This window comes from uncultured Formosa sp., assembly GCF_947500765.1.
Classification (GTDB): domain Bacteria; phylum Bacteroidota; class Bacteroidia; order Flavobacteriales; family Flavobacteriaceae; genus Formosa.
Map to the genome: position 1 here is coordinate 272,623 of NZ_CANMTH010000004.1, position 26,190 is coordinate 298,812.

Below are 26,190 nucleotides of genomic sequence, written 5' to 3' on the forward strand. Positions count from 1 at the left end.
TAAAATCACTTTTAAGTTAATAATTTAGTTTATTGTAGTTTGAACAGCATAAATTTACATTTTTAATATAAATTAAACTGTTTTTTTATCAATAAAATAACCACTAAATGTAAAAAAAGACCTACATAATATTAAAATAGCATTTCATTTTCTTAGATACAATTTCAGATTATCCTAGCAACCACCCAACTCTTCATAAACACTTACTATACAGCAATTTAATCGATTTAAAACAAAAATTATCTATAAATAAAAGCAATTAAATTCTCAGCACTAAGATAGAAATCACTAAACTTAGCCATAAGCACTTTTTGTTTTAAAACTAATTTAAAATTGTACATAAAAAATATAAATTAAACATAAATATATACGGCCTAACGCCTTATAAATACTAATATTTTATTAATAAAGCTCTCAAAATCTAACACTATTTACCACAGATTTAATTTAAATAAAAATAAATCTTACATTGCGACAAAAGATATTTTTATGGATTTCACTAACCCTTTAGTATACGGAGTTCCTTGTTTTTTGGGCTTTATTGCCTTGGAGCTAACGTATAGTAAAGTATTTGACAATAAAGAACTATATAATAAAAGAGATTTAATATCTAGTTTATCGCTAGGTATTGGGTCTGCTGTAATTGCTGCACTGGTAAAAACAGTCTCTGTATTATTGGTTTTCAGATTTGCTTACGACTTATTTAACCCTATAGTAAATGGTGTTCGTACCAATATTATGGGCTGGGAATCTTTTGGCTATGCCTGGTATTTTTGGGCAATATGTATGTTATTAGACGACTATACGTATTATTGGTTTCATAGACAAAACCACATGGTTAGGTTTTTATGGGCAGCACATATTGTACATCATTCTTCCGATAATTTTAATTTTGGTACAGCAGTAAGAAACGGTTGGTTTACCCTTTTTTACAAACCATTTTTTTACGTTTGGATTATAATTATAGGCTTTCCGCCAGAAATGCTAATGGTTTGTTTAGGGTTTGAATCGTTATGGCAATTCCAACTACATACCCAATATGTTAAGAAACTAGGAATTTTAGATAAATTCCTGAACACCCACACCATGCACCAAGTACACCATGCTAGAAACCTAGAGTATATGGATAAAAATCATGGTGGTATTCTAAATATTTTTGATAGAATTTTTGGAACATGGAAAGAATTAGACGAAACTATACCTATAGAATATGGTGTTTCTACACCTCCAAATTCTTTTAATTTATTTATTATTCTAACTCATGAATATAAAAACATCTGGGAAGACATGAAAAAATCGAGTAATTGGTATCATAAATTCATGTATGTTTTTGCTCCTCCTGGCTGGAGTCACGACGGTAGCACTCTAACCGTAAAACAAATGAGAGCCGAAATTGCTAAAAACGAGACCGAAGCCAAATTAGAAACTGCTTCATCTTAACTTTTTTTAGACTAAAACATATCAAACAAAGAAAGTGACTTAATTAAGCTACTCTCTTTGTTTTTTTAATAAAATTTATTCAACCATAATCACCTTTATTCTATAATTAAAAATGAATAAAACATTAACTCTTCTTTCACTTATCATCCTAACCACATTAACATCTTGCGGTTACAAAACTACAGAAACAGATAAACACCCAGAAATTCCTGTTTTTCCAAAACACACAAATTCAAAAATAAACATAACTAGTTTTCCTTTTTTAACTACAGATCTATACTTTAATAAAAAATATATCTTCGCTACTACCGAAAACCAAGATTTATTGATTTTAGATCGAAAATTCAAAAAAATAAAACAAGAACCTATAATTGTAAATCTAAAAAATATTACCAATCAAGGCGACATATACAGTGTTAATGAAAATGGGGATATTATTAAAACCCTAAAAACAGTACATAAATTAAGCCCTAAGAACAATTTTAAACAAGAAAATCTTGAAATTCTAAAGATTTTTTCTCGTGAATTTTTAGACATTCGAGATTCATTAACGACACATTTAAAAGGAAAAAGTAAAACATACATTGATAGTATCTACACTATTGAAACAACAAACGATAAGCAAAAAACACTAGTAAAATTAACACACGCTATTGAAGGTGCCGATGCTATGGTGCATTTAGAGAACAATGAAGTAGATATTCTTAAATATCAAGACAAAGATGTCGCATTATATAGTAATTTATTATTTTTTGATGAGTTGAACAATTTAAAAAAAGAAAAATATGTAAAAACGGTACAACGTATAATAGACCTAGAAAAGCGACCTATTTCTTTTGATAAAGTTGTTTTAGACAATACCTATTCAGGTAATCATTTTGTAGGTGGTTACACTCCCGTTGGTTACAATTATGTAGAATTAACTATAGGTAGCGAAACAACAAAATTTAAAGCCAAGAACGCAAATAACGGAGACGGAGTTCATATTTTACACACTAATAATGACACTATTATATTGAATGATGACTCTTATAAATTATTTTATGCCACTATAAAAAAATAGCATACAAATTAATTTAATATCCATTACTAATAAAGAAAAACATAGCGATTCTAATACTTAGCTTTATTTACTCAAAACTATTTAAAGACTAAACAGATATACTCTTCATAATTTGGATCATCGGTTTTATATAAAAAGTAAAAAAGAACAAACTAAAATTCAATTACAGATTGTACTGTTAGCGCTATTAATTATAATAATTGCACTCTGCTTTTCTTGGTTTACGGGCATTTATTTTATCGCGACTTTAATTAGTGTTATTGTACTAACCATACTGGCTCCTTTTATAGATACACCTAAATTAAAAAAAAGTGGTAAATTAATATACTACTCATCTTTATTTATAACAGAACGTCCTAAAAATGGAATAATCAGAATTCATGGAGGCACTTTATTTGATTATGTATTTGTACTTAAACACCATATGAATGGCAAACAAAGAACAAACTTCATTCTTCAAAAGCAAATAGAAGGGGTATTAGCTCTAATTGAAACTTACGAAAACACAAATTCAGACACCAACTTAAAAATTATTGGCACGAGTTATATTATAAACGAGAGGACTGCCAGACGCATAGGTTTTAAGATATCAGAAACAGAGATATTACAAAAAATGATTTTAATTTTTAATTATTTCAATATACTACTAACCAATTCAATTGCAAAAAAAAAGCTATCGTTTCCTAATTTATCAAAAACCAAAACTTTCGAGACAGACTTAAAGCAGTTAATTAATAACAAAACAACCTTAACTAATTTAAACAACGCTTTAATTCGTAATTTAAAACATAGTTAATCTTACTATATCTTTTTTATAAAACACCATCATTATTATAGAATTGATTTGAGGTAAAAATGAAAGTCTTTCAGTCAAGCTAAGCCCTATAAAGCTCATATCTTAGTTTTATTAAACCATAAAAACAGAAATCATGAATATACAAGCTTATCTTGCTTTTCAAGGCAACTGTCATGAAGCACTTCACTTTTATAGTGACACATTTAATGCTCAAATTATAAATAAACAAACATATAAGGATAATAAAATTGATGTACCATTAAGTTATCGTGAAAAATTACAACACGCAGAACTTAAAGGTAAAGGCATCCATTTTATGGCTTATGATGCTTCTCCAGACACTCCTATAAATCATGGAAACCAAATACATATGAGTGTAGATCTAGATTCTAAAGAGGAAGCGGAACACATTTTTAAATCACTTTCTAAAAACGGGCAAGTGCATCACGATTTTAGAGAACGCGAATGGGGATATTTTGGAAGATGCACAGACGAGTATGGCATCAATTGGATGGTAAACTGCGAAAAATAACCTTTAAACAAACTACAATTATGCAAATAATATTTGAATATCACGACGTAACTTCTAGTGATGCTTTAGAACAAATCACAACAGAGAAGCTAGAAAAGTTAGGATTGAAATACGATATGGTTATACGTGCCGATGTGTTTTTTAAAACAGAGAACACAACATCAGATGAGACTGGTAAAATATGTAACATTAGATTGAGTTTACCTGGACCTCGTTTGTTTGCAGAAGCAAGTCACGATAATTTTACAGATTCCGTATCTGAATCCATAAACGATTTAGAACGCCAATTACGTAAACGGAAAGAAAAAATGAAAACCTATTAATAACCATTAAAACCTAAATTATATGAAACCAACAATATTATTAGGAGCTGCTTCTGCAATAATGAGAAGTAAAAAATTAAAAATTGTGTTTGTAGCCTTACAATTAGGGTATCTTGCTTACACGTATTTAGAAAATAAATCTGAAGAAGGCAACAAAGAAATAGCACAATAAACACTAAAATAGTTAACACTAATTACTTAAATCGTTCATAAAAACATTTTTATGGACGATTTTTTTTTACAATAAACTTAAAAATTGTGATCATGTTTGTAGGAAAAAACGAAGCCAAACCATTCTTATTTTCACCTCCTCACACCAAATAAAAAACACACAATCAGATTTATAAACAGCTGAATAGGTTCTCTTTTGTCTAACTAAAATAATAAAAGCAAACCCTAAAGTTAACCGCTTTATTAAAAAGCGTTAAAATCAATATAAAACCTCATCAACTATTCTATTTCTAATAAATTACATTGTAAATTTATCAAACATCAGGTTAAAAAAACATCATTTCAACATGGCTAAAAAGAAAATTCTTACAGAAGAACACATTATAGATCTATATATGGATTATGTTTTAGAACATAACCAACAACCTAAAACAGTATATGCTTTTGCAAAAGCAAACGCCTTTGAAGAATCTAAATTTTATGAATTTTTTACTTCCTTTCAATCTATAGAATCTCATATATTCAAAGCCTTTTTCAATAACACCTTAAAAGTGCTTCATGAAAGTGAAAGTTATGAATCTTTCGATTCAAGAAGTAAGTTATTAAGTTTCTATTTTACATTTTTCGAGAATCTAACCGCAAACAGAAGCTATGTATTATTTGCCTTAAACCAGCACGAAAACAAACTAAAAAACTTAAAGTGTTTAGTAAAATTACGACAAGAATTTATAGATTACATCTCTAGTTTAAATATTGAAGTGATTGAAACCAAACAACAACACATAGATAAATTTCAGGAAAGAGGGTTACAAGAAAGTGCTTGGATTCAGCTTTTGGTTACTTTAAAATTCTGGATGGAAGACGACTCTGTAGGTTTTGAAAAAACAGACATTTTTATAGAAAAATCCATCAATACAAGTTTTGAATTTTTAGATGTAGCACCACTTAAAAGTTTACTGGATTTAGGCAAATTTTTGTTTAAAGAAAAAATGCAAATGCAATAGGAAAACATATGAAAGCTATAAATAAAATTCCAACCTCTAAAATAGAGAGGGCATCAAAATTAGTATCTACAGGAGCTAAGATTGGTGTGAATTACATTAAATATTACGGCGATAAAATTACGAAAACAGAACTCGAAGCTAAAGATAATTTAAACGAAAATAATGCGGCCGACATTTACGACGGCTTAAAACAACTTAAAGGAAGTGCGCTTAAAGTAGCACAAATGTTAAGTATGGACAAAAGCATAATGCCTCAAGCTTATGTAGAAAAATTTTCTTTAGCACAGTTCTCTGTTCCACCATTATCTCCACCATTAGTGTTAAAAACATTTAAAAAATACTTTGGAAAAATGCCTGAAGATATGTTTGATACTTTCGACGTAAATTCTGTTAATGCAGCGAGTATTGGTCAAGTACATATTGCAGAAAAAGACGGAAAAAAATTAGCCGTAAAAATTCAATATCCAGGAGTTGCAGATAGTATTGCTTCAGATTTAGCAATGGTAAAGCCCATTGCAATGAGCATGTTTAATATTAAAGGAGAAGGCTCCGATCAATATTTTAAAGAAGTTGAAAACAAACTAATAGAAGAAACCGATTATATTTTAGAGGTACAACAAAGTAAAGAAGTCTCTGAAGCCTGTACACATATTCCGCATTTAAAATTTCCAAAATATTACAGCGAATGGTCGTCTGAACGTATCATTACTATGGATTATATGGAAGGCGAACATTTATCTGAATTCACGGCATATAACACTAATCAAGCATTATCAAACCAATTAGGACAAGCACTTTGGGATTTTTACATGTATCAAATTCATATCTTAAAAAAAGTACATGCAGATCCTCATCCGGGCAATTTTTTAGTTTCTAAAGCAGGCGATTTAATTGCTCTAGATTTTGGATGTATGAAACAGATTCCGAACGATTTTTATATTCCATACTTTGAATTAGCATTAAAGGAGAATATGGATAATCCCGAATTATTTCAGACTAAATTATACGAGCTTGAAATTTTAAGAACAGACGACAGCAAAGAAGAAGTAACTTTCTTTACAGCCATGTTTCATGAAATGTTAAGTTTATTTACCCAACCTTTACATGAAACCGTTTTTGATTTTTCTGATGCACAGTTCTTTGGTAAAATAGCAGATTTAGGAGAAAAATATTCAAAAAACACCCAATTACGAAAATTGAATGCCAACAGAGGTTCTAAACATTTTATTTACATGAATCGTACTTTCTTTGGTCTTTATAATTTAATGTTCGACCTGAAAGCAAAAGATGTTCAAATTAAAACGTGGGAATAAATAATCTGCGCTTAATATATAATAAAACCTCTACCTCTTTATTTATAAATGGTAGAGGTTTTTTTATTAATTCGACTTCTCTTCAATCTTAAAAAATCACCTCCTACAAATTTTAGAAGGTTTCCTTTTTTTTAAATAAAATAAGATTACATCGTCTAAAACGTTGAACGTTAAATTCTGTATTATCAAATTATAGCAGTCCCATTTCTCGGCAAATCTGCTCCTATTTTTTTATATTTGAAACAACTAATAATTAATTACGCTTACAAGAGTACATCAGAAAAAACAACTACATGACAAGATTTCGCAATAACTCAACCTCTTCACTTTATTTCAATTTAACGAACCTCAAAAAATTAAGTTTAGCCTTTATTCTATTATTCACATTTTTCACACCTAACCTTTGGTCTCAATCTATTTCAAGTAAAAGGGTGATAGATAATAAAAATCTTGAAAAATATTTAAAATCAGACGTACGCTCTCAATTAAAAACCGGTGGAAAAATCACTGAAGCAAAACTTGCAGACTATTTTAGAGAAAAATTTTCGGAACGCTTCTACTACGATTATAAAACATTTAACGAACGTCTTGTTACTTACAATAATGTTTATAAAAATGAAGCTAATCATAAAAGTAGAGCGCTAGATCATCTTAATAAATTTCCAGATTACACACAATGGAAGCTCCCTTTCAATTACAAAAATGGAGATCCTGTAGATGCCTATGCGCTTAGACATTTGGCGAGGCAACATAAAATGGTAGATATCGCCTTACTTTATTTTAATGAAGGTAAAAATCCGGAGTATATCAGATATTTTGTAAACCAAATGCATTCCTTAAATGATGCGCTTAAAGCTAATAAATTTGAAACCATAAAAGACGGAAACGGTGTTTACGAAGTATATAGAGCAGGATACAGAATTACCAATTGGCTTTGGATTCATAATATGTTTTTAAGCGATAAAGCGTATACAGACGCAGATCAGTTACAAACCATTGCAACCTTATTGCAACACGGTCAAAACCTGTATGAGAATAATACCAAATTTAGTGCTGGTAATCACCAAACAAAAGGCATGTCGGCTTTAGCTGCCATATCTATTTTACTTCGTGATTTTGAAGGCACCAATAAATGGTACGACAGGGCTATGTCTAGATTAAGCGAGCATTTAGAAAAAGAAATTAATCCAGATGGTTTTCAATTTGAACGCTCTGTACATTACCATATGGCAGATATTAACAACTATTTTTATGCTTATCAACTAACAAAAATTAATAACATAAAAGTAGACCAAGCTTGGGAAGACAAACTACAATCTTTATTTACTACGCTTCCCAAAATTGCTTATCCAGACAAAAGTGCTCCCGTACTTCAAGACGACACAGATAAACCTTGGGCAGAAACCAACGACATTTCTGGAGCACTAACACTTGGTTATTTATTATATGACGATCCTAGTTTTGGATATTTTGCGACCGATAAAGTCGATTCTGGTATGTATTGGTTTTTAAGTAACAAACAAGTTGAGCAGCTAAACACTATTAAAAAGAAAGCACCAGAATATGGCTCACTAGCATTTAAAGACACCCAATATTATATTATGAGACAAGGCTGGGAAGCTAATGATGATATGATGATTATTAGTGCAGGCGTAGATGCCGACAAACCAGACCACCAACACGGAGATGTTTTAGGCATTCAGGCCATGGCCAACGGACACGTTATTCTACCAAATTATCAAGTAAGATATTCTCTTAAAGACTTTGATGTATTCAAGAATTCTATGGTGAAAAATGTAGCTCTTGTTGATGATGAATTATTAGGAAAAGAATGGACATCTAACAAAGGTGGAAGTGGTTTCGGGAAATTTAAAAACTTACCAAAACCTAATATTATTACTTGGAAAACAACAGGTAAATTCGACCTTTTTGTTGGTAGCCATGATGGTTTTAAAAATAAAGACGTTACTTATTCTAGACAAGTTATCTATTTAAAAGATAACTTTTGGATTGTAAAAGACAATTTTAAATCTGCAACACCTCACAATTACAAACAAGTATGGCAAGGTCATTATACTACCGAATTAGGTTCAGATTTAATTCGAGCTTCTTTTCCTGACGCTGTAGGTTGCGATATTTTTCAATTAAACAAAACCGACTCCGCCAAAACATCTGGTGCTAATGGAAAAAACTGGACTGTAATATCTAAAAGCAATCAAAAAGATTTCAATTTTTTAACAGTTATTCTTCCGTACCAAGGCTATAATAACGGAATCGATAAAGATCAAAAAGAAATCCAACTAAACGACTGGACTGTTAATACTCTTAATTGGAACACAAACGGAGGTGATACAACTGTAATTAGTAAAAACGACGAATGTTTTGCTTTTGGAATAAAGGAAATTATACACCAAGGCATTACGTTAAAAACATCAAAAGAAACCGATTTATATATACAGATGCTTAACGGTAAACTAGAAGTGTATTTACTTGCAGATCAAGAAACAGCTATAACTGTGAATAATGATAGTGAAATTACTCTTAAACCTGGAGACAAACATATTTTTAGTCTAAATTAGTGAAACTATAAAAACAGAAACGTATGAAAAAACTGTTAATTGTATGCCTTGGATTATTGATTTGCTCTTGTAATCAAGATAAAAAAGAAACTCCTAAAGTTACAGAAACACCAACTGTGATAGCAGAAAAATCTGAAAATTTTGACTGGTTATTAGGCGCTTGGAAACGCTTAAACGAAGAGGAAGGCAAAGACACTTTCGAGCATTGGAATAAAATAAGTGCAACGGAATATGTTGGAATAGGGTTTACCATGCAACATGGTGACACCATTAAACAAGAACACATACAATTAATTAAACAACAAGAATCTTGGAATTTAAAAGTAAAAACACCGGACGAACAAGATTGGATTACCTTTAAAGGAATTAATCATACTTCTAATAATTTTACATGTGAGAATACAGAAATTGAATTTCCAAATCAGATAAAATATTGGATAGACGGAGAAAAATTACATGCGATGGTTTCTAGCGTAGCTATAACCATTCCTTTTGAATTTGAAAAAACAAAGTAAACCTTAACTAGTTATAATAACAAACTCATTAAAGCAAAATAGAAATTAGAAGTGCAACTTTTAAATTTTACTTTGCTTTTTTAGTTATATATTATTAGGCGAGAATCTTAAACAAGATTCAATAGTAAATTCGGATCGGGGCAATTTGCTACATAGAATTCTAAATCTAATTGGCAACAAACTCCCGGATAATCTCCAACATAATCTTGCATATCTTTTATAATTTGAAAATGTAAATGTGGCGGATAATCGCCATTCACATTAGAAGCCCCTAACTCTCCTATCTTGTCTCCGTGCTTAACCGTTTTCCCTACTTGTAACCCAACTATAGAATCTAAACTTAAATGTCCGTATAGCGTGTAAAAATCGAAATCTGAAAAGGAATGTTTCAAAATTATAGTGGGACCATAATCGCCATGATTTGTATTATTTTTAAAACTATGTACTGTCCCATCTAATGCTGCTAGCACAGAAGATCCTACTTCGCACCACAAATCTATCCCTATATGAATATTACGCTCGGTTACACGATCATCGGAATTAAAATACATACTACGTTTATAAATATCTCGTACTTCCAAGTAACCTCCATATGCTAATTTAGCGTTATGGTGCTTTAAATGTAATTTTATGTATTCTTGTAATTTTTCAGAAGACGACACGTCAACCTGTTTTAAGTCTAAATTAGAAGGAGATAAATCTAAAGACACATAGTCTACACTATTAATTTCGGGTGCTAAAACGTGTATTGGTTTTGTAAATACACTTTTAATCAGAGTTGTAAACATACTATTAAGGAATATAGAATCATTTATTCAAAAGTAATTAAACTTTCAATTCATTTATCACTTTAAAACATATGCCCTATCATTTTATAAAGAGTTTAACATAGTCTAATGAATAGAGAATTATGCATTTATAACAATTTTTACCCTTTTAAATTAAATATTATTCAAAGAATGTTGCATAATATAATTTAATTTTTATTTTTGCTTAAACTAAATTCAATTTTTATGATAAAAAGGATACTATTTTTAGGGATCTTACTATTAAGTACGATGTCTTATGCACAATTCCAAATTTCGGCAAGTACAGGGTATGCTATTGGAAGCGCAGGAATGAAATTGGGGGAAGAAATAAATTCGACTAAAACAACAAACACCTACGGGAGTTACGGAGAAGGATTAAATTTTCAAATAAGAGGAACTTATTTTTTTAACGATACATTCGGTGCAGATGTAAGTTTGGGTTACCTACATGGTGCAGATCAAACGGTTTCTAAAGTTGATCTTGAAAGTCAGCAAGTAGATGCCATTGCGAGGGCTCGTGCTTTTGGAGCTTCAGCCTCTATTGTATATAAATTTACAAATAATGTTTACGGACGTTTTGGAGCTTTAATTAAAATAGCTGGAAAAACAGAAGCTGTCGTTAGTAATACAGCTGTATTTTCGGATGAAGAAGCTGCTGCTTTTGGTCTTCCTTCAGGATCTTATTCTGAAACTAATTATGTTGAAGATTTTCATGGTGTATTCCCTTTAGGATTTGTTGCAGCTTTAGGTTATAAGCATGACTTAGACAAAAACTTCAGTTTATTTGTAGAAGCTGAATATTACGGAATCAGTTTAAAGCGTAAAGATTCTGAAATTCAAAGTTTCAATACAAATATAGTGATGCCTGATGGTACTGTAGCTGTAGAAGGTTTTTACTCTATAGATAACTTACCTGCTGGTTATTCTAAAAAAACAACCTATGTAGATGATTTAGCGCATACAAACACAGATTCATCTAAAGAGCTTTCTGTAAAAGTACCATACTCATCTTTCGGACTTAATTTTGGTGTGACTTATAAATTTAATTCACCTTCTAAAACAGAATAATCTATCCTGTTAAAGTATAACATATAAATAAAAAGGCGAGGACATAAATCCTCGCCTTTTTTATGCGTTAAAAACATATAATAATGTCTAAGACAATATTATAAAGGTTAGTGTTAGAATAGCAGGAATAGCTTGTACTACAAATATTTTTTTAGCAATTGTTTTTGCTCCATAAATACCAGCCAATATAACACAGCAAAGAAAGAATATACGAATATTTTTCATCCAATAAGAGTCTGAGATAAAGAATGACCAGATTAATCCTGCAGATAAAAAGCCATTATATAACCCTTGATTCGCAGCTAATGCTGTTGTAGATTTAAATAATTCTTTTGGTAACGTATCGAAAGTTTTCTTACCAGCTGTTTCCCAAGCAAACATTTCTATCCATAAAATATATAAATGTTCTACAGCGACTAATGCTGTTAATATTTGTGCAACTAAATACATGATTTTCTTATTTAAATTAAGGACCTAAATAACGGCAAATCTAACAAACTAAAGCATATTTTTAATTTATTGAAACTGGCTTTTTTAGAAAAATCCAAGTCAACTGATTTTCAACACCTCTTTTCTGGACTCTAGGTGCTAGAATAGCGGTAAGTACACCTGAAACCACAGCTCTATATGCAGCTTGTAAAGCATTGAAAAAATAATTCAAAACATTACAATAAAAGCTATAAAACAGAAAATTCTATTTTTGGTTATTCTAGTCATAGTATAACTGAATATTTAGGAATTTTAAAGTTAAGTATTTTTAACGAGTTACACGATTGACTACAATACAAAAGCAGAATACCTCCTTATATAAAAGTATCTTTTTAAGAATTAAAGTGTAGACCAATACTGCTGACTAGTAATGAAAAAGAATTGATTTTTTAACCATCTTTTTTTAGAAAGAACTCTAAAAATTTGGTTTGTATTTGGAAGATGTTTATTAAAATTATATTCAATTTAAAAACTTTAGTATTTAAAATAGTCTTTTGAGAATCTTAAAAAAAAACACAAAATGAAGAAATTAAATTATGAAATAAAACACAGTAATCTAATTTAATTTCTATGTTCTGACTATAATTAATACTAAAGTTTAAAAAATTGAATAACCCTAACATTAGGGGCAACAAACAAACAGTATTATAATAAAAAACAAACGACACCGTGAGTTAGTTATTAATAAAACATGTACTATAAAAGTTAGAAGGCCGTTAAAGCGACCTTCTAATTATGCATAAATTGTATTAGATACCTAAAGCTTGACCACCACCAATTTGAACAGTTTCAGCTGTCATAAAAGAGGCATCTTTACTTGCTAAGAAAGAAACAACACCTGCAACTTCTTCTGGCTGACCTAATCTACCTAATAAAACACTGTTTGCCCAAGAAGCAAAAACTTCTGGTTTAGTTGCTTTAATTTGAGCGTGGAAAGGTGTATCAATAGTACCAGGAGATACTGCATTTACTCTAATTCCGTATTCAGCTAAATCTTTAGCTAAAGCTCTAGTGATAGATTGTACTCCACCTTTAGATACTGAATAAATTCCAGCTCCAGGTCCTGCACCATTCCAAGCTGCATTTGAAGTATAGTTTATAATTGAAGGATTTTCTCCTTTTTTAAGGAAAGGAATAGCTGCTCTTGAAGCAAAAAATACTGAATCTAAGTTTAAAGCCATAACAAATCTATATTGTTCAGTTGTCATTTCTTCAAATCTAGCTCTTACACCAATACCACCAGTATTATTTACAAGAAGATCAATTTTCCCGTATTTTTCACCAATTTTAGTAATGTTTTCAGTAACAGCTTCGTCTTTTGTCATGTCAAATCCAACATATTCAGCAGTGATCCCTGCAGCAGTAAGTTCTTTTACACGTTCTGCACCTGCTTCATCTTCAATACCATTTAAAACTACAGTATAACCATCTTGACCTAATCTTTGAGCTACTGCGAAACCAATTCCACCTGTAGCACCTGTAATTACAGCTACTTTTTTTGAATTACTCATCTTATTTTATTTAATATTTAACTTAATTTTATTTTTTTTTAATCTATTCTATTCCTCTACATTCTTAATTTCTTTCGCGAAATAGTAAATTGCTCCAACTCCTAACGGCACAAATACTGCGATTGCAATAAATACAGGTGTATAAGATACTTTACTTACTATAGGAACAATAAAGTTCATGATAATAACAGAGAACACTCCTACCATTCCTCCTAATCCAGCTAAAGACCCTACATTTTTACCATTGAATAAATCACTAGGCAAAGTTTGTACGTTACCGATAGCAAATTGGAATCCGAATAATACAACGAATACAATACCTACGAAACGTTCTGGTGTATTACCAAATAATACAGTAGCAACTAAACCTAAGAACATGATAATTCCTCCAATTAAAATTGTAGTTTTTCTACCTTTATCTATAGAGTTTGTTTTAGCAATAATTTGACCTGAAACATAACCTCCAGCAATACTACCAATTGCAGCACCAACATAGGGTACCCATGCAAACATACCAACTGCTTTTACATCGAAATTATAAACTTGGAATAAGTAAATTGGCATCCAACCTACAAATAACCACCAGATTGGTTCTAAGAAAAAACGACCTACAACGATAGCCCAAGCTTCTTTGTGAGATAAAATTTCTTTTAAACTTAATCCTTTATCATCATCACTAGCGTCACGATCTGACTGGCTTTGACCCTCTAAAATATATTTTTGTTCTTCTTCAGTAATCCAAGGGTGTTTCTTTGGTCCTGCTTTGTTAATTAAAAACCAAGGAATAATCCACATAAGACCAAAAGAACCAACAATCATAAAGGTTGTTCTCCATCCGTATGCTACGAAAATCATAGCAATAAATGGTGGTGCAACTACTGAACCAATAGAGGCTCCTGCATTAAACAATCCTTGAGCTATAGCACGCTCTTTAATCGGGAACCATTCCGCATTACTTTTAACTCCACCTGGCCAGTTACCTGCCTCAGACAAACCTAATGTACTTCTAAAAAATGCAAGACCAATAAATCCTCTTACTGTAGAGTGTAAGAAAGAAGATAATCCCCAAACACCAATACTAATAACATAACCTAAACGTGTTCCTACTTTATCGAATAACTTACCAGAAAACAATTGTCCTAAGGCATAAGCTACCATAAAGATGTTAAGAATATAACCATAGTGTTCTGTAGTTAATCCTAAATCATAAGAGATTGAACCTGGTAAATTTTCGTTACCCCACATTACTGCTAATGCACTTCTGTCGATGTAGTTAATTACCGAAGCTAAAAATATTAGCCCAATAATAAACCACCTTAATCCTTTTACTTTCATAATACTTCTTTCGTTTTTTTTGGAAGAGACGGTTTACTAACTATATCTTCCTGGTAATTATTAATACTTATTTGATGTTATAACAATATTGGTAAAGTGTTTTAAAATGAATTTTCATTATTTCTCTTGCTTTCTGAGTTTCTCTATTTTTAATAGCTTCATAAATTTGTTTATGTTCTTTAATCGCTACAACCGATAATTCATCACCACAAACATGATACTTTTTAAAATTGGTAATAATTTCTGGTGTTATTTTTAACATAAAACCATTAAGGGTACTATTACCACAAGTATTTGCTATTGCTAAATGAAACAACAGATCTTCTTGAACTGCATCCTCTCCATTTAAAACTTTTTCTTCAAAAGCATCTAAAGCATTTTTTATATTTATTAGATCTTCTTTAGTTCGTCTTAATGAAGCTAATTTTACAATTTTTAATTCTAAAAGAATTCGAGTTTCTACTAACGATTTAAAATCGGGATCTCCGAGACCTAGAATGTATTCAATCATACCATTCATAGCTGTAACACCTATGTCTGCGACAAAAGTTCCGCTTTGAGGAATAGATTTTAATATCCCATAAAATTCCAGTTTATTAATTGCTTCTCTTACTGCACTTCTGCTAACTTCTAATTTCTCAGACAACATACGTTCTGAAGGCAATTTGTCTCCAGGTTCTAAGTTTTTCAAATTAATTAGCTCAGTAATTTGAACAATAATTTTATTGTGAATCTCTTCGTTATCATTTTTAGATAGAACTCCTACTTTCATTTATTTCAAAAATTGGTTTACCAGATTAGCAGTTGCAAATTACAAAAAAATTAAAGTAATTCGGGGCACTACATTCCCATATAAACGTTAATAAAACACTAATAATTATAATTGTTGTTAATGTTTAACCTCTAATTCGTAATATTTAACTTTAGCAAAAGCTCCCTCATCTCTAGATTGAAAATAGTTTCCTGCTTTAAAGTAATTTTCAAAGATTCCCCATCTTTTCATATGGATATCTTCATAAACGGCATATTCATTTTTATTCAAAACAACTACCATTTTACCTTCAGAGATTTTAACTTCTAAAATAAATTTACCGAATCCTACTTCTTGTTCGAAAGTAAAACCATCATCGTCGTCCCAAGCATCTTTATCTAACAATTCCTCATCAGTAGCACTTAAATTTTTAAGCTTTTTAGTTTTAACACGCACTTTACCATCTTGCCAATAAATTTTTAAAATTGGTGGTGCATTATTATCTTTTTGCCCTATTAAATCGCGTTGCTCATCTGTTAATCTACCATGAATTTGCATGATGATTACTTTATGAAATTTACCGTCTGATGCTTTTGAAACATCTTCCATAGCAAGTTTACCTTTCATGTATGCGCCATCTGCAAAAGTCCAGTTTTTATTATTATCTCCTGGCACCATTTGTTCTCTTAATTCACATCTGGTGTATTTAGTATTTGCAGTTGTAGCATCACTTGGAAAAGAATAAAAAACCAAAGCACCACTAACAGAATCATTATACATATAAGGTATTAACCTTTCGTCTGTAGCATAATTCAAAATTTCAGGTGGTTCAACACTCATAGCACTCCCTTTCTTGTTAAGTTCAGGTGTCGTAACACTCCAGTGACTTAGATCAATATCGGGTAATTTGTACTTTTTCTTTTTCTTTTTCTTTTTATCTTTTTTTTCCACCTTAGAAGAAGAAGAAGAATCTGTATCGCTACTTGTCTTTTCTTGACAAGTAGCGTTAACAGATAGAAAAACTATTACCAATAATCCTAATATTTCTTTACGGAAGTTTTTCATGTGATTATGATTTATTCTACTGGATAAACTTTCACGTTATCTATGTATAGCTCATCATTAGTTATAGCATACATTAATATTGAAATTTCTCCAGAAGCATTTGATGTAAAGACTTGTTTAACGGTCTCGAAATTACCTTTACCGTTTGCTTCATCTCCTACAATAGAAACTAATGGCTCACTTGCTGCTGCGTCTGCTGCGTCATCAAAATATCCATCTAAAATACTTACTATAACACGATCTCCACCTTCAATATCTTCATTATCTGTTTTAATAGCATACTGATATTCTAAAATATAGTTTGTATTTGCAGAGACATAAATTGATTGGTAACCATATCTTGTACTACTACTTAAACTTGGTCCTGCAGAAGTTGAGCTAGTATATTTAGCTCCTCCTGTTTTACTTGCTCCAGATTCTGTACCATCGTAAAGAAGAGAAGACCCGTCTGAACTTGAGTTAAAAGCATTAGTAGAACAATCTGTACAAGCAGATGGTTTCCAGCTAGTAGTACCCCCTTCAAAATCTCCATTTAAGATTTCAGGAATAATTGCAGGCGGAACTTCTGGTTCTATAACTTCAATATCCATAGAATATGAATCTACTTTACCTAACTTATCTGATGCTGTTAATGTAATAGTATATATACCTTCTGCTGGATATGTATTCTCTCCGTCTACACTAGTTCCTGTATTACCATCTCCATAATCCCATACATAATCTGTTGCACTAGAAGATGTATTAGAGAAAGTATACGTTAAATAGTCTGCTGTTTCTGTTGCTGAAAATGCAGCTGCTGGAGGCGTTAAATCTTCTTGAGAGTTCGCTTCTGGCAAATCAAATTCTAAAGCATCTATTGAAGGATCACAAGCTGTAAGTGAAAGGGATACTGCAAGTGCAATTGCACCTATACCCATTCCAAATACATATTTTTTTAAATTAATCATTGTTTTCATGTCTTTTTATTTAATTAATTAATTTATCTTAATTAGTAGCCTGGGTTTTGATACATAACACCTTGGCTTAGGTTTATTTCGTTTTGCGGAATTGGCAATAACAAATCTGTTGTAGTAAAAGTAAAACCGTTTGCTAAAGCAAATGCAGACAGTTTAGATTGTGCTTCGTTAAATCTTAATAAGTCAAAGAATCTTTGATTTTCGAAAGCTAACTCTACACGTCTTTCTACTAATAATGCCTCTTTAGTAAGTCTTGTAGGACGATCTGCGATAGCATCGAAACCAGCTCTTTCACGTACTTCCATGTAAGAATCGATAGCAGTAGAGCTTGTAGTTTCTGTTCCTCCAGCTAAGATTGCTTCTGAATGCATTAATAATACATCTGCATAACGTAACACGATCCAGTCGTTACCTGCTAATTGAGGTAAACCTGTAAATGTTTGTCCGTCGCTTCCTCCAGATTCACCGTCAGGGAAATATTTAGCAACTTGGTATCTAATTGTTCCTCCAAAAAGTGTAAGAGGATCTTCTCTATAAGAAACTTCTTTTCTAGTTCCTCCAAACTCATCAATCGCTGCTTTAACGTCTGTAGTTGCGTAGTTTACACCACTTGTGTGTCCTTGAGCGTTCATCCATTCTGCTGAGAATATTTGACTGTTATCTTGGATACCACTGTTGTAACCGATAGCAAAAATAACTTCATCATTTAATTCAGAATAAAATACATCGTAGAAGTCTTCTAATTTATAATTACCACTATCAATAATTTCTTCACATAATAATTGTGCTTTTGTATATTCAGGGCTTTCTAAAGATAAATACACTTTAGCTAATAAACCTCTTGCAGCATCTTTAGACGCTCTAGTTTTATATCCATGATCTTCAATACCCTCGATAGCGTCTTGTAAATCTGAAATAATGAAATCGTAAATAACACTAGCATCTAATCTAGTAAATTGAGTTTCTTTATCTGCAGGTGCCACAACACGGTCTATTAAAGGTAAGTCTCCGAATAAACGTACTAAATTAAAATAAGAATATGCTCTTAAAAATTTAGCTTCACCTGAAATAGCAGCTGCAGTTTCTTCATCTTCTACAACATCAATGTTTTCTAAAATCACATTCGCTCTATAGATTACTTCAAAAGAACTAGTGTAGTAATTTAAAACAAAGTTGTTAGTTGGAAGCACAGCAAAACTTTCCATTTGACCTGCATCTGAAGCATCTTCAGAATCTGGACTTTTAGTACTTGTGTTATCACTACGCATTTCTGTTACGTAAAATTCCCACTGTACAGCATGATTATCATCTTTACTACTACTGTTAATACCTTTAACACCAGCATAAACACCAATTAATCCTGTTTCTAATTCTTCTGCTGTAGTATAGTAGTTGTCTGTTGTAATAGACGAACTTGGTGTTGGCTCTAAAAAGTCGCTACAAGAAATGAAGGTATTCCCCATTAATATTAAAGCGATATATTTAAAATATTTCATAATATTATTTTGTTAAATCGTTAAAAAAATTATTAAAAATCTAAATTTAAACCAAGAGATATAGTACTATAAATTGGTGATCCACCTCTTTGGTATCCAGCTTGTGTAGGACTTGTTTTGTCAAGTGCTTCTGGATTCCATCCTGTATAATTATCAGCAGTTTCGTAAATTAGATTCTGACCCGTAGCATAAATTCTTAATCCTGAGATTTTAAGTTTGTCTAAAGTTTCACTTGGGAAATTATATCCAATATTAACGTTTCTTAAAGCGATGTAAGACGCATCTTGTACAATACTATTTGTAAAATATTTGTCTACTAAAAATTCTTGATCTGGAGTACCTTCTAAGATTGTTCTGTTGTTGTTGTTACTAAACATATAGTGGTCTGCAATGTTTCTTACTTCTGCACCATGAGATCCTTGGAACATGAAAGAGAAATCGAAATCTCCAATATTAAATTGGTTTGTAAAACTCCAGATTAATTCTGGGTAAGGGTTACCTAATTCAGTTTTGTCTTCTTCATCTAAAACACCATCACCATTTAAATCTTTAACATATACTAAACCAGATTGAGCACCTACGTGTCTGTATGGTCTATCTAAATATTCTAATGGAATTTCTTTATCTACTACATAACCATAGAACTGAGAAATAGGTTGTCCTTCTAAGTTAATCCATTCTGCAGGTCTACTTGGGTCTAAACTTGTAATCTGACCATCAGAATCTGCGAAATCAACTAAAGTGTTTTTGTTTGTTGTTGCAATTACTGTAGAACTCCAGCTAAATTTTTCGTTAGTGATGTTTTTAGTTCTTAACTCAAATTCCCATCCTTCGTTTCTAACTTCACCTAAGTTTACTAAAGCCCCTTCAAATCCAGTTGTTACAGAAATTGGGTTGTTAAGTAATAATTGATCACTTGTTCTTCTATACCAGTCTACAGAACCAGTAATTCTATTATTTAAAAGACCAAAGTCAATACCTGGGTTAACTTCTACTAAACGTTCCCATTTTAATCCTGGGTTAGCAATGTTTACAGGAGAGAAACCTGCTGTAACAGTACCATCTACAGAGTAGCTATTTCCAGCCGCTCCTAATAATGCTAGGTAAGGATAGTAATCTACTAAGATATTACCCGTACTTAATGTAGAAGAACTTCCGTTAGCATCAGGATCTGTAGCACCAGTATTTAAACGGTCGTTACCTGTTACACCATAACTCACTCTAAACTTAAGACTATTGATAACATCGCTATCTGCCATGAAATCTTCCTTAGCTATGTTCCAACCTACAGAAGCTGCAGGGAAGTTACCATATTTATAATCAGATCCGAAGATAGAACTACCATCACGTCTCATACTAAAAGAAGCTAAGTATTTGTTATCGTAAGCATATGTAAGTCTTGATACGTAAGACACACCACGTTTTTGCCATTCGAAACCATCAAATTCAGAAATTGCTGTTGCGTTTGTAATTTCCATTACAACATCGTTAGTATATCCAGTTCCTTTGAAACCTGAGTAGAAGTAATTTCTACTTTCAATAGATGAACCAATAGTAACACCTATATCATGTTTCCCTAAAGATTTGTTATAGTTAAAGAAGTTATCAAAGATGATGTAATTATCTCTTTGAGAGATTTCTTGCATGTAAGCATCTGTTATGTTTTCTCTTGCTTGAGTCCCCATATAATCGATTCTTCTTGTATCGTTATAAGATCCAGATAATGAAGATTTAAAGGTTAACCCTTCTAAAATTTCATATTGTCCGTAAAAACTACCGTATAATTGGAATTTTTTATCTGTTCTGTTACGTTCTACAATTCTTGCATAAGGGTTAGCGTTATTACTGTTCCCTATGTTTGTAAGAATATCGTCGATAGCACCATCGCCATCCAAATCGAATATTGTAAAGTGATCTTGTCTAGCATAATCACCAACTTTTAAGTCTGAATAAGCTCCATTTGGATCTACAAACTGAAGTGATTGTTCTGTATGGTAAATAGGCAACCATGGTTGGTGTCTAGCTACGTTATGTATGTTTTCAGAAAATCTTCTTCTATTAGTATAAGAAGGGCTAAAGTTAGCACCAATACTAAGCTTATCATTTACTTTGCTATCTACTTTTAATCTAGCACCTATTTTTTTATAGTTATCTACTAACATAACACCTTCATCTTCTGAATAGTTCATACTAGCAGTAAATTTTGTGTTATCATTTCCTCCTCTAACAGATAGTGAGTGGTTAGTAATAGTACCATCTTCAAAAAATACATCTTGCCAAGAACGATCTGTTCCAATTTGTAATTGAGCTTGAGTATATTGAGATATCACACCGTTATCTTTCATTTGCATATCTGCCCAACCTTGTGTAGTAAATCCGTAAGCATCACTTTTTCTAGCAGATTTCATACCAGTAAATGTGCTATAGTTGATTCTTGTTTTACCAGCTACACCAGATTTCATACTAATCATGATAATACCATTAGATCCTTTAGAACCATAAATAGAAGAAGATGCTGCATCTTTTAAAATTTCAAAAGATTCTACATCGTTCATATTTAAAGATCCTAAGAAACTAGCGTCTACAATAATACCATCTACAACGATTAACGGAGTAGAATCTCCTGCCATAGAACCAACCCCTCTAATAGTAATTGTTGGTGCTGCACCAGCTTCACCATCTGTAGATTGAATATTTACCCCAGATACTTGCCCTACTAAGGCATCATCTACTCTTGATACTGCAATTTGGTCTAAATCATCGTTTACTACTTTAGAAACCGCACCAGTTACGTGAGATTTTTTTTGAGTACCATACCCAATGACTACAACTTCATCTAATTCACTTAAATCTTCTTCTAAAATTACATTCAATGTTTTGCTTTGGCCAACAGTAACTAGCTTAGTAACAAAACCAATATAAGAGAAATGTAATATTTCTCCTGCTTCAACTTCTAATGAGAAGTTTCCGTCAAAATCGGTAGATGCCCCTCTTGATGTCCCTACAACCAAGACGTTAGCTCCCGGTATAGGAGCTCCCTGAGCGTCTGAAACGACCCCTGTAACCACATCCTGTGCAAACACAACTGTGTTTAGCAACAGAAATACATACAATACTAATTGTTTTTTCAAATTCATTTGTTGTTGTTTTAATAATAAATAATAGTTTAGAGCTTTGATCAGTATGTTTTTCCCAAAACCATATCCCTTTTATTCAAAAAAAATAGCCACCGTATTTAACATTTTTAACATAACAAAAAACTCTTGATTTTCATCATTCTTTGTTAAGCTATACGCCATTACGAAAGCAAAAGAAACACCTTTCTTTTTATAACTTTTTCATTCTAAAACGAATAAGAACTAACCAATTTTTTATTTACTTGGTAAACCAGATTGGTTACCCAGTTTGGTAATCCAAATATATATTAAATCTTTGTTAAAAAAAAATCATTCCGCAAAAAAAAGCGCCTTTTAATGTTAAATATTAAAAAGCGCTTTTATTAAAAACATATTTATCAATAATAGATAAATACAATATTTAGTTCAATGGTTAATTTCCTATGAAATTTTTATGAATTAAACCCAAAAAATCAACATATTCCCCCTCTTTTTAGTACAATTATTAGTGTAGATTATGTGAGATGAAACATTAAAAAGATCTCCTCTTATTTTAACGTCTTATCAACTCTAATTATTAACTCGAAATCTCTAATTAAAACACCTTTATTAGCATAAGAAATTGCATGTATAAAATTTATATCTACTCGCTGTTTTAGTTACTAAATGATTCACTAGAATTTTAAAGACGCAATCATACCTTATATATAAGACATGCCTATTGGACAAAAAAATCATTTTAATAAAGTACACCCCTCGTTTCCTTTTACACAAATTAGTAACAAACAGTGACCAGGCTGCTAAAAACAAAACACGTTTTATTTCTGTAAATAGAAAAAACCGCCTAAAAGACGGTTTTTTTATTATGTTTAAAAATGTAATTTTACTTTATTAAACGCTTACCTTTATTGGCCATCGTTTTAAAATACTCTGGATATAATTAATTTCTACCCTGAGTTATTTTTAGTAAAGTTTATAATAATCGAAAAAACTATTTTTAACTCTTGCTTTTTTATTAAGATTCTTTATCTCCAAAATAAGATACACCACCACCACTTAAGAAATCTTCTCTTACAGGGCTAAAAGTATCAATAAGCATACCTTCTTCTAAGCAAACTGCACTATGCATTAAATTAGGTTCTATATAAACACCATCTCCTGCTTCAATGATTTTCTTTTCTCCATCGATTTCAAATTCGAATTTACCTGAAACACAATAAGTAGCTTGCGTATGAAAATGTTGATGTGGAGCACCTAGTGCACCTTCATCAAATTTCACTTTTACCATCATGATTTGATTATCGTAACCTAAGAACTTTCTTGACACTCCGCCTCCAAGAGCTTCCCATTCTAATTCTTTTGCGATAACGTACTTTTTACTAAATCGTTCCATTTTTTTTAAAATTTTTTTTAATTATGTATAAGTAATAATGACTTAAGCAAGATAAATTATTTCAAAATAATTAGAGAAATATAAATTATAAATTTCATGATTTTAAATTGTCAAAAAATTATATACTTTCTCAAATTACTTTTATACTTTAATATAATTATTGCTTATTAAAATAATAAACTCCTGTCCAATTATAGGTCTTATCGTTTATTATTAAGTTATGTTTTTCTGTTTTAGATGCATTTGAATTCGCCATAATAAAAACTAGTGAATCTCCATTTTCCATATTAATCTCTACCGCAGAATAATCTACAGAACTCTGTAATACTTTTAATGATTTAACACTTGAAAATGCATTTTTAGCTAATTCGCTTACCGTACTATAACTACCGTGAGTTTCTATTACTGAAGCAAATAATGCATGGTCTGTATTTTTTCTTACTATAAATACAGGGTCTGGTCTTAGGTTGTATTCAGGATCATGTGCACCGATACGTCCGAAAATTAAATCATCTTCTTTTGAAGCCGAAGTTGTAATAGTATAGAATGTATTATTGTTTCTCCATGTTAAAGCGGCATCTCCTGTAGTTGAAGCTCCTTCTCCTTCTTTCCATAAATGTTGATAACCATGCGCTTTACCTAACGGGCTAAGTGTTTCACCTTTTGTATAATCAAAGCTCGTTGAAATAATTTGTCCGAAATAATAAAAAGGTAAATCAAATTGGTGTTTAGCATCAGCATTTACTTGCATTAAATCTAAAACAACAGGCTGTTCAAAATCTTCGTGATTTAACATTACCATTGTACGTTGTAATAACGTTCCTGGATATGCATTTTTCTCTTTAGCACTTACAATTTGTACATCTAGATTTTCTACATCAAACACATACATGTCTGAATGATGCTTACTTCCTATTTCGTAGTCTCCATTAAACTGAGACGTTTCGTCTTGAATAATCGTGTTATGAGCAATAGATTGTTTTGCCCATGTTTTATTTTCTTTTAAATAACCACCTCCATTTTTTTGTTCGATGTTTACAAATCGTGCTAAACCATAATCTTGTAACAACTCGTTTCCTTCGTGGAATAATGAAAAAGATAATTTATCGTAATGTCCATGACTTAAACCTTGTGCTGCATTTTTCATAACCAAAGTAAAAGCATCGTGTTTTGTAGATCGTAAGATTCCTATAGCACCTTCGTCTCCTTTAGCACCATCTCTTAATAGTCTAGATTTTTTTACAAATGGTTTTTCTTTTCCATCACGAACAGCTACAGCAACTGCTAAACCTGTTTGGTCTAATTGCACACGGCCTTGTTCTTTAGCGATAGATAATAAACTAGCATCTTTAGTACCGTAGTAATATGCAATATCTACAGAAGAGACTAATGACTCAGTAAAATAAGACATTCCTTTTTGAGAATCATTCAACGCAAAAAACTCTCCATCTTTATCTGTTAAGTTTAATAAAGCATCTACCCCTTTTAACAATACACCTTCTTTATACTGAAAAGGCTTAGTTTCTGGCTTCACATTATGTAATGCTTCAGCAAAAATCATGAATGGATACATTGCATAACGTTGATAATATGCTCCTTCAGTATAATAACCGTCTGGAGAGAAAGGTTCTTCCAAATTAGCTAAGAAACCAGCTTTTTGCCCTTCTACAAAAATATCACCACCATCGTTATCTTTACCTGCGTCTAATTTTAAATCCTTAATTCCGTAAAGTGCTCTATCTATTAAAGCATCATCGTTCATTACTAAAGCAATCATACCTACTGCAACATTCCCCCAAGTACTGTGATTATGTATTCTATTAAAAAATTGAGGTGTATCTACAGATAAGAAATCTGCCATTGGCTTAAACAATTTCTTCTCTAAATGTTTTACTTCTTTTTTAGATAGGTATTCGTAAATACAATCGTAAGCCTGAGCAGTATACACTAACCAATTAGAATCGTTTAAACACTGCCAAAATAATTTACCTCTTGCATAAGAACGTTCTTGTGGATGTCTTGGTAATCCAGGATATAATTCTGCATATTTCATTAACATATCACGCACGTAAATAGCATATATTTCGTCTCCTAAAATTTGATACAAAACACCTGCTTCTTGCATAGTGATGTAATTTAATTTATGACGTTCATGAGTATAACCTCCGGCCATATCTTTAGGTACAGGAACTTCGATTCCTATTTTAATCTGAGCATCTACTTTAGCTTTAACTTGAGCTAAAGTCGCATCAAACAAAGGCACATTGCCTAATTGTGATTTTATGTCTTTAACCCCTTGTTTGGTTAAAATTAAATTCGGATGTTCTTGAGAAAACCCGCTATGCACCACTAGTACACAACAAATTAAGACGATTCTTTTTAAATACAACATATATTACTCTTATTTACTTTATGATTCCTAAATCCTTAACGCCTGCCTGCCCCTAACTGTTTAAAGAATGGGA

General features: G+C 31.4%; 23 protein-coding genes. 11 read left to right on the top strand and 12 right to left on the bottom strand.

Going from position 1 to position 26,190, the window contains the following annotated elements; genetic code table 11:
• Window positions 1-489 precede the first annotated feature (489 nt).
• The 10 genes from Q1B05_RS10075 (at window position 490) to Q1B05_RS10120 (ending at window position 9,736) form a co-directional block, all read left to right on the top strand.
• Window positions 490-1,440: a sterol desaturase family protein gene (locus Q1B05_RS10075; RefSeq protein ID WP_299780243.1), complete on the top strand. Its 951-nt coding sequence runs from the start codon at window positions 490-492 to the stop codon at window positions 1,438-1,440.
• Between the two features lie 112 nt (window positions 1,441-1,552).
• Window positions 1,553-2,503: a hypothetical protein gene (locus Q1B05_RS10080; RefSeq protein WP_299780245.1), complete on the top strand. Its 951-nt coding sequence runs from the start codon at window positions 1,553-1,555 to the stop codon at window positions 2,501-2,503.
• A gap of 112 nt (window positions 2,504-2,615) precedes the next feature.
• Window positions 2,616-3,299 carry a hypothetical protein gene (locus tag Q1B05_RS10085; protein ID WP_299780247.1) on the top strand — a complete coding sequence of 228 codons (684 nt, stop codon included), beginning with the start codon at window positions 2,616-2,618 and terminating at the stop codon, window positions 3,297-3,299.
• 133 nt (window positions 3,300-3,432) lie between these two features.
• Window positions 3,433-3,831 carry a VOC family protein gene (locus tag Q1B05_RS10090; protein ID WP_299780249.1) on the top strand — a complete coding sequence of 133 codons (399 nt, stop codon included), beginning with the start codon at window positions 3,433-3,435 and terminating at the stop codon, window positions 3,829-3,831.
• 20 nt (window positions 3,832-3,851) lie between these two features.
• Window positions 3,852-4,154 (top strand): ribosome-associated translation inhibitor RaiA, encoded by a 303-nt coding sequence (raiA, locus tag Q1B05_RS10095; protein ID WP_299780251.1) that lies wholly within the window; start codon window positions 3,852-3,854, stop codon window positions 4,152-4,154.
• A gap of 22 nt (window positions 4,155-4,176) precedes the next feature.
• Window positions 4,177-4,326 (top strand): hypothetical protein, encoded by a 150-nt coding sequence (locus Q1B05_RS10100; RefSeq protein ID WP_299780253.1) that lies wholly within the window; start codon window positions 4,177-4,179, stop codon window positions 4,324-4,326.
• A 346-nt stretch (window positions 4,327-4,672) separates the two neighbouring features.
• Complete coding sequence (locus Q1B05_RS10105) at window positions 4,673-5,329, top strand: TetR family transcriptional regulator C-terminal domain-containing protein (protein ID WP_299780255.1); 657 nt, start codon at window positions 4,673-4,675, stop codon at window positions 5,327-5,329.
• Between the two features lie 8 nt (window positions 5,330-5,337).
• Window positions 5,338-6,642, top strand: coding sequence for an AarF/UbiB family protein (locus tag Q1B05_RS10110; protein ID WP_299780257.1), 1,305 nt, complete (start codon window positions 5,338-5,340; stop codon window positions 6,640-6,642).
• A gap of 293 nt (window positions 6,643-6,935) precedes the next feature.
• Complete coding sequence (locus tag Q1B05_RS10115; protein ID WP_299780259.1) at window positions 6,936-9,221, top strand: heparinase II/III family protein; 2,286 nt, start codon at window positions 6,936-6,938, stop codon at window positions 9,219-9,221.
• 23 nt (window positions 9,222-9,244) lie between these two features.
• Window positions 9,245-9,736 carry a DUF6265 family protein gene (locus Q1B05_RS10120; RefSeq protein WP_299780261.1) on the top strand — a complete coding sequence of 164 codons (492 nt, stop codon included), beginning with the start codon at window positions 9,245-9,247 and terminating at the stop codon, window positions 9,734-9,736.
• A 107-nt stretch (window positions 9,737-9,843) separates the two neighbouring features.
• Here Q1B05_RS10120 and Q1B05_RS10125 read toward each other — a convergent pair whose 3' ends face one another.
• Window positions 9,844-10,524: a peptidoglycan DD-metalloendopeptidase family protein gene (locus Q1B05_RS10125; protein ID WP_299780263.1), complete on the bottom strand. Its 681-nt coding sequence runs from the start codon at window positions 10,522-10,524 to the stop codon at window positions 9,844-9,846.
• 225 nt (window positions 10,525-10,749) lie between these two features.
• Here Q1B05_RS10125 and Q1B05_RS10130 point away from each other — a divergent pair, with 225 nt between their 5' ends.
• Window positions 10,750-11,613, top strand: coding sequence for an outer membrane beta-barrel protein (locus Q1B05_RS10130; RefSeq protein ID WP_299780265.1), 864 nt, complete (start codon window positions 10,750-10,752; stop codon window positions 11,611-11,613).
• An 87-nt stretch (window positions 11,614-11,700) separates the two neighbouring features.
• On the opposite strand, the gene Q1B05_RS10135 is transcribed toward Q1B05_RS10130, so the two are convergent.
• The 11 genes from Q1B05_RS10135 to Q1B05_RS10185 all read right to left on the bottom strand — a co-directional run bounded on the left by Q1B05_RS10135 (window position 11,701) and on the right by Q1B05_RS10185 (window position 26,117).
• Window positions 11,701-12,063, bottom strand: coding sequence for a DUF1304 domain-containing protein (locus tag Q1B05_RS10135; protein WP_299780267.1), 363 nt, complete (start codon window positions 12,061-12,063; stop codon window positions 11,701-11,703).
• 61 nt (window positions 12,064-12,124) lie between these two features.
• The gene (locus tag Q1B05_RS10140; protein ID WP_299780269.1) at window positions 12,125-12,274 is read right to left on the bottom strand and encodes a hypothetical protein; all 150 of its coding nucleotides are present in this window, start codon (window positions 12,272-12,274) and stop codon (window positions 12,125-12,127) included.
• A 577-nt stretch (window positions 12,275-12,851) separates the two neighbouring features.
• Window positions 12,852-13,613 (bottom strand): SDR family NAD(P)-dependent oxidoreductase, encoded by a 762-nt coding sequence (locus Q1B05_RS10145; RefSeq protein WP_299780271.1) that lies wholly within the window; start codon window positions 13,611-13,613, stop codon window positions 12,852-12,854.
• A 48-nt stretch (window positions 13,614-13,661) separates the two neighbouring features.
• Entirely contained in the window at window positions 13,662-14,948 is a 1,287-nt protein-coding gene (locus Q1B05_RS10150; protein WP_299780274.1) for an MFS transporter, read from the bottom strand.
• Between the two features lie 67 nt (window positions 14,949-15,015).
• Window positions 15,016-15,720 carry a FadR/GntR family transcriptional regulator gene (locus Q1B05_RS10155; protein WP_299780275.1) on the bottom strand — a complete coding sequence of 235 codons (705 nt, stop codon included), beginning with the start codon at window positions 15,718-15,720 and terminating at the stop codon, window positions 15,016-15,018.
• Window positions 15,721-15,837: 117 nt separating this feature from the next.
• Window positions 15,838-16,764 (bottom strand): polysaccharide lyase family 7 protein, encoded by a 927-nt coding sequence (locus tag Q1B05_RS10160; RefSeq protein ID WP_299780277.1) that lies wholly within the window; start codon window positions 16,762-16,764, stop codon window positions 15,838-15,840.
• Window positions 16,765-16,775: 11 nt separating this feature from the next.
• Window positions 16,776-17,720, bottom strand: a complete 945-nt coding sequence (locus Q1B05_RS10165) for a PKD domain-containing protein (RefSeq protein ID WP_299780280.1) — start codon at window positions 17,718-17,720, stop codon at window positions 16,776-16,778.
• A gap of 32 nt (window positions 17,721-17,752) precedes the next feature.
• Window positions 17,753-19,216, bottom strand: coding sequence for a RagB/SusD family nutrient uptake outer membrane protein (locus Q1B05_RS10170; RefSeq protein ID WP_299780282.1), 1,464 nt, complete (start codon window positions 19,214-19,216; stop codon window positions 17,753-17,755).
• A gap of 32 nt (window positions 19,217-19,248) precedes the next feature.
• Window positions 19,249-22,353, bottom strand: coding sequence for a TonB-dependent receptor (locus Q1B05_RS10175; RefSeq protein WP_299780284.1), 3,105 nt, complete (start codon window positions 22,351-22,353; stop codon window positions 19,249-19,251).
• Window positions 22,354-23,347: 994 nt separating this feature from the next.
• Window positions 23,348-23,725: a cupin domain-containing protein gene (locus Q1B05_RS10180; protein ID WP_299780286.1), complete on the bottom strand. Its 378-nt coding sequence runs from the start codon at window positions 23,723-23,725 to the stop codon at window positions 23,348-23,350.
• Between the two features lie 157 nt (window positions 23,726-23,882).
• Entirely contained in the window at window positions 23,883-26,117 is a 2,235-nt protein-coding gene (locus tag Q1B05_RS10185; RefSeq protein ID WP_299780288.1) for an alginate lyase family protein, read from the bottom strand.
• Window positions 26,118-26,190: the final 73 nt, after the last annotated feature.

Coding starts and splice junctions, on each gene's coding strand:
- Q1B05_RS10165 (WP_299780280.1), bottom strand. CDS start 17,720: ATGAAAACAATGATTAATTTAAAAAAATATGTATTTGGAATGGGTATA.
- Q1B05_RS10075 (WP_299780243.1), top strand. CDS start 490: ATGGATTTCACTAACCCTTTAGTATACGGAGTTCCTTGTTTTTTGGGC.
- Q1B05_RS10170 (WP_299780282.1), bottom strand. CDS start 19,216: ATGAAATATTTTAAATATATCGCTTTAATATTAATGGGGAATACCTTC.
- Q1B05_RS10160 (WP_299780277.1), bottom strand. CDS start 16,764: ATGAAAAACTTCCGTAAAGAAATATTAGGATTATTGGTAATAGTTTTT.
- Q1B05_RS10180 (WP_299780286.1), bottom strand. CDS start 23,725: ATGGAACGATTTAGTAAAAAGTACGTTATCGCAAAAGAATTAGAATGG.
- Q1B05_RS10185 (WP_299780288.1), bottom strand. CDS start 26,117: ATGTTGTATTTAAAAAGAATCGTCTTAATTTGTTGTGTACTAGTGGTG.
- Q1B05_RS10105 (WP_299780255.1), top strand. CDS start 4,673: ATGGCTAAAAAGAAAATTCTTACAGAAGAACACATTATAGATCTATAT.
- Q1B05_RS10110 (WP_299780257.1), top strand. CDS start 5,338: ATGAAAGCTATAAATAAAATTCCAACCTCTAAAATAGAGAGGGCATCA.
- Q1B05_RS10130 (WP_299780265.1), top strand. CDS start 10,750: ATGATAAAAAGGATACTATTTTTAGGGATCTTACTATTAAGTACGATG.
- Q1B05_RS10100 (WP_299780253.1), top strand. CDS start 4,177: ATGAAACCAACAATATTATTAGGAGCTGCTTCTGCAATAATGAGAAGT.
- raiA (WP_299780251.1), top strand. CDS start 3,852: ATGCAAATAATATTTGAATATCACGACGTAACTTCTAGTGATGCTTTA.
- Q1B05_RS10135 (WP_299780267.1), bottom strand. CDS start 12,063: ATGTATTTAGTTGCACAAATATTAACAGCATTAGTCGCTGTAGAACAT.
- Q1B05_RS10120 (WP_299780261.1), top strand. CDS start 9,245: ATGAAAAAACTGTTAATTGTATGCCTTGGATTATTGATTTGCTCTTGT.
- Q1B05_RS10175 (WP_299780284.1), bottom strand. CDS start 22,353: ATGAATTTGAAAAAACAATTAGTATTGTATGTATTTCTGTTGCTAAAC.
- Q1B05_RS10155 (WP_299780275.1), bottom strand. CDS start 15,720: ATGAAAGTAGGAGTTCTATCTAAAAATGATAACGAAGAGATTCACAAT.
- Q1B05_RS10145 (WP_299780271.1), bottom strand. CDS start 13,613: ATGAGTAATTCAAAAAAAGTAGCTGTAATTACAGGTGCTACAGGTGGA.
- Q1B05_RS10080 (WP_299780245.1), top strand. CDS start 1,553: ATGAATAAAACATTAACTCTTCTTTCACTTATCATCCTAACCACATTA.
- Q1B05_RS10090 (WP_299780249.1), top strand. CDS start 3,433: ATGAATATACAAGCTTATCTTGCTTTTCAAGGCAACTGTCATGAAGCA.
- Q1B05_RS10115 (WP_299780259.1), top strand. CDS start 6,936: ATGACAAGATTTCGCAATAACTCAACCTCTTCACTTTATTTCAATTTA.
- Q1B05_RS10125 (WP_299780263.1), bottom strand. CDS start 10,524: ATGTTTACAACTCTGATTAAAAGTGTATTTACAAAACCAATACACGTT.
- Q1B05_RS10150 (WP_299780274.1), bottom strand. CDS start 14,948: ATGAAAGTAAAAGGATTAAGGTGGTTTATTATTGGGCTAATATTTTTA.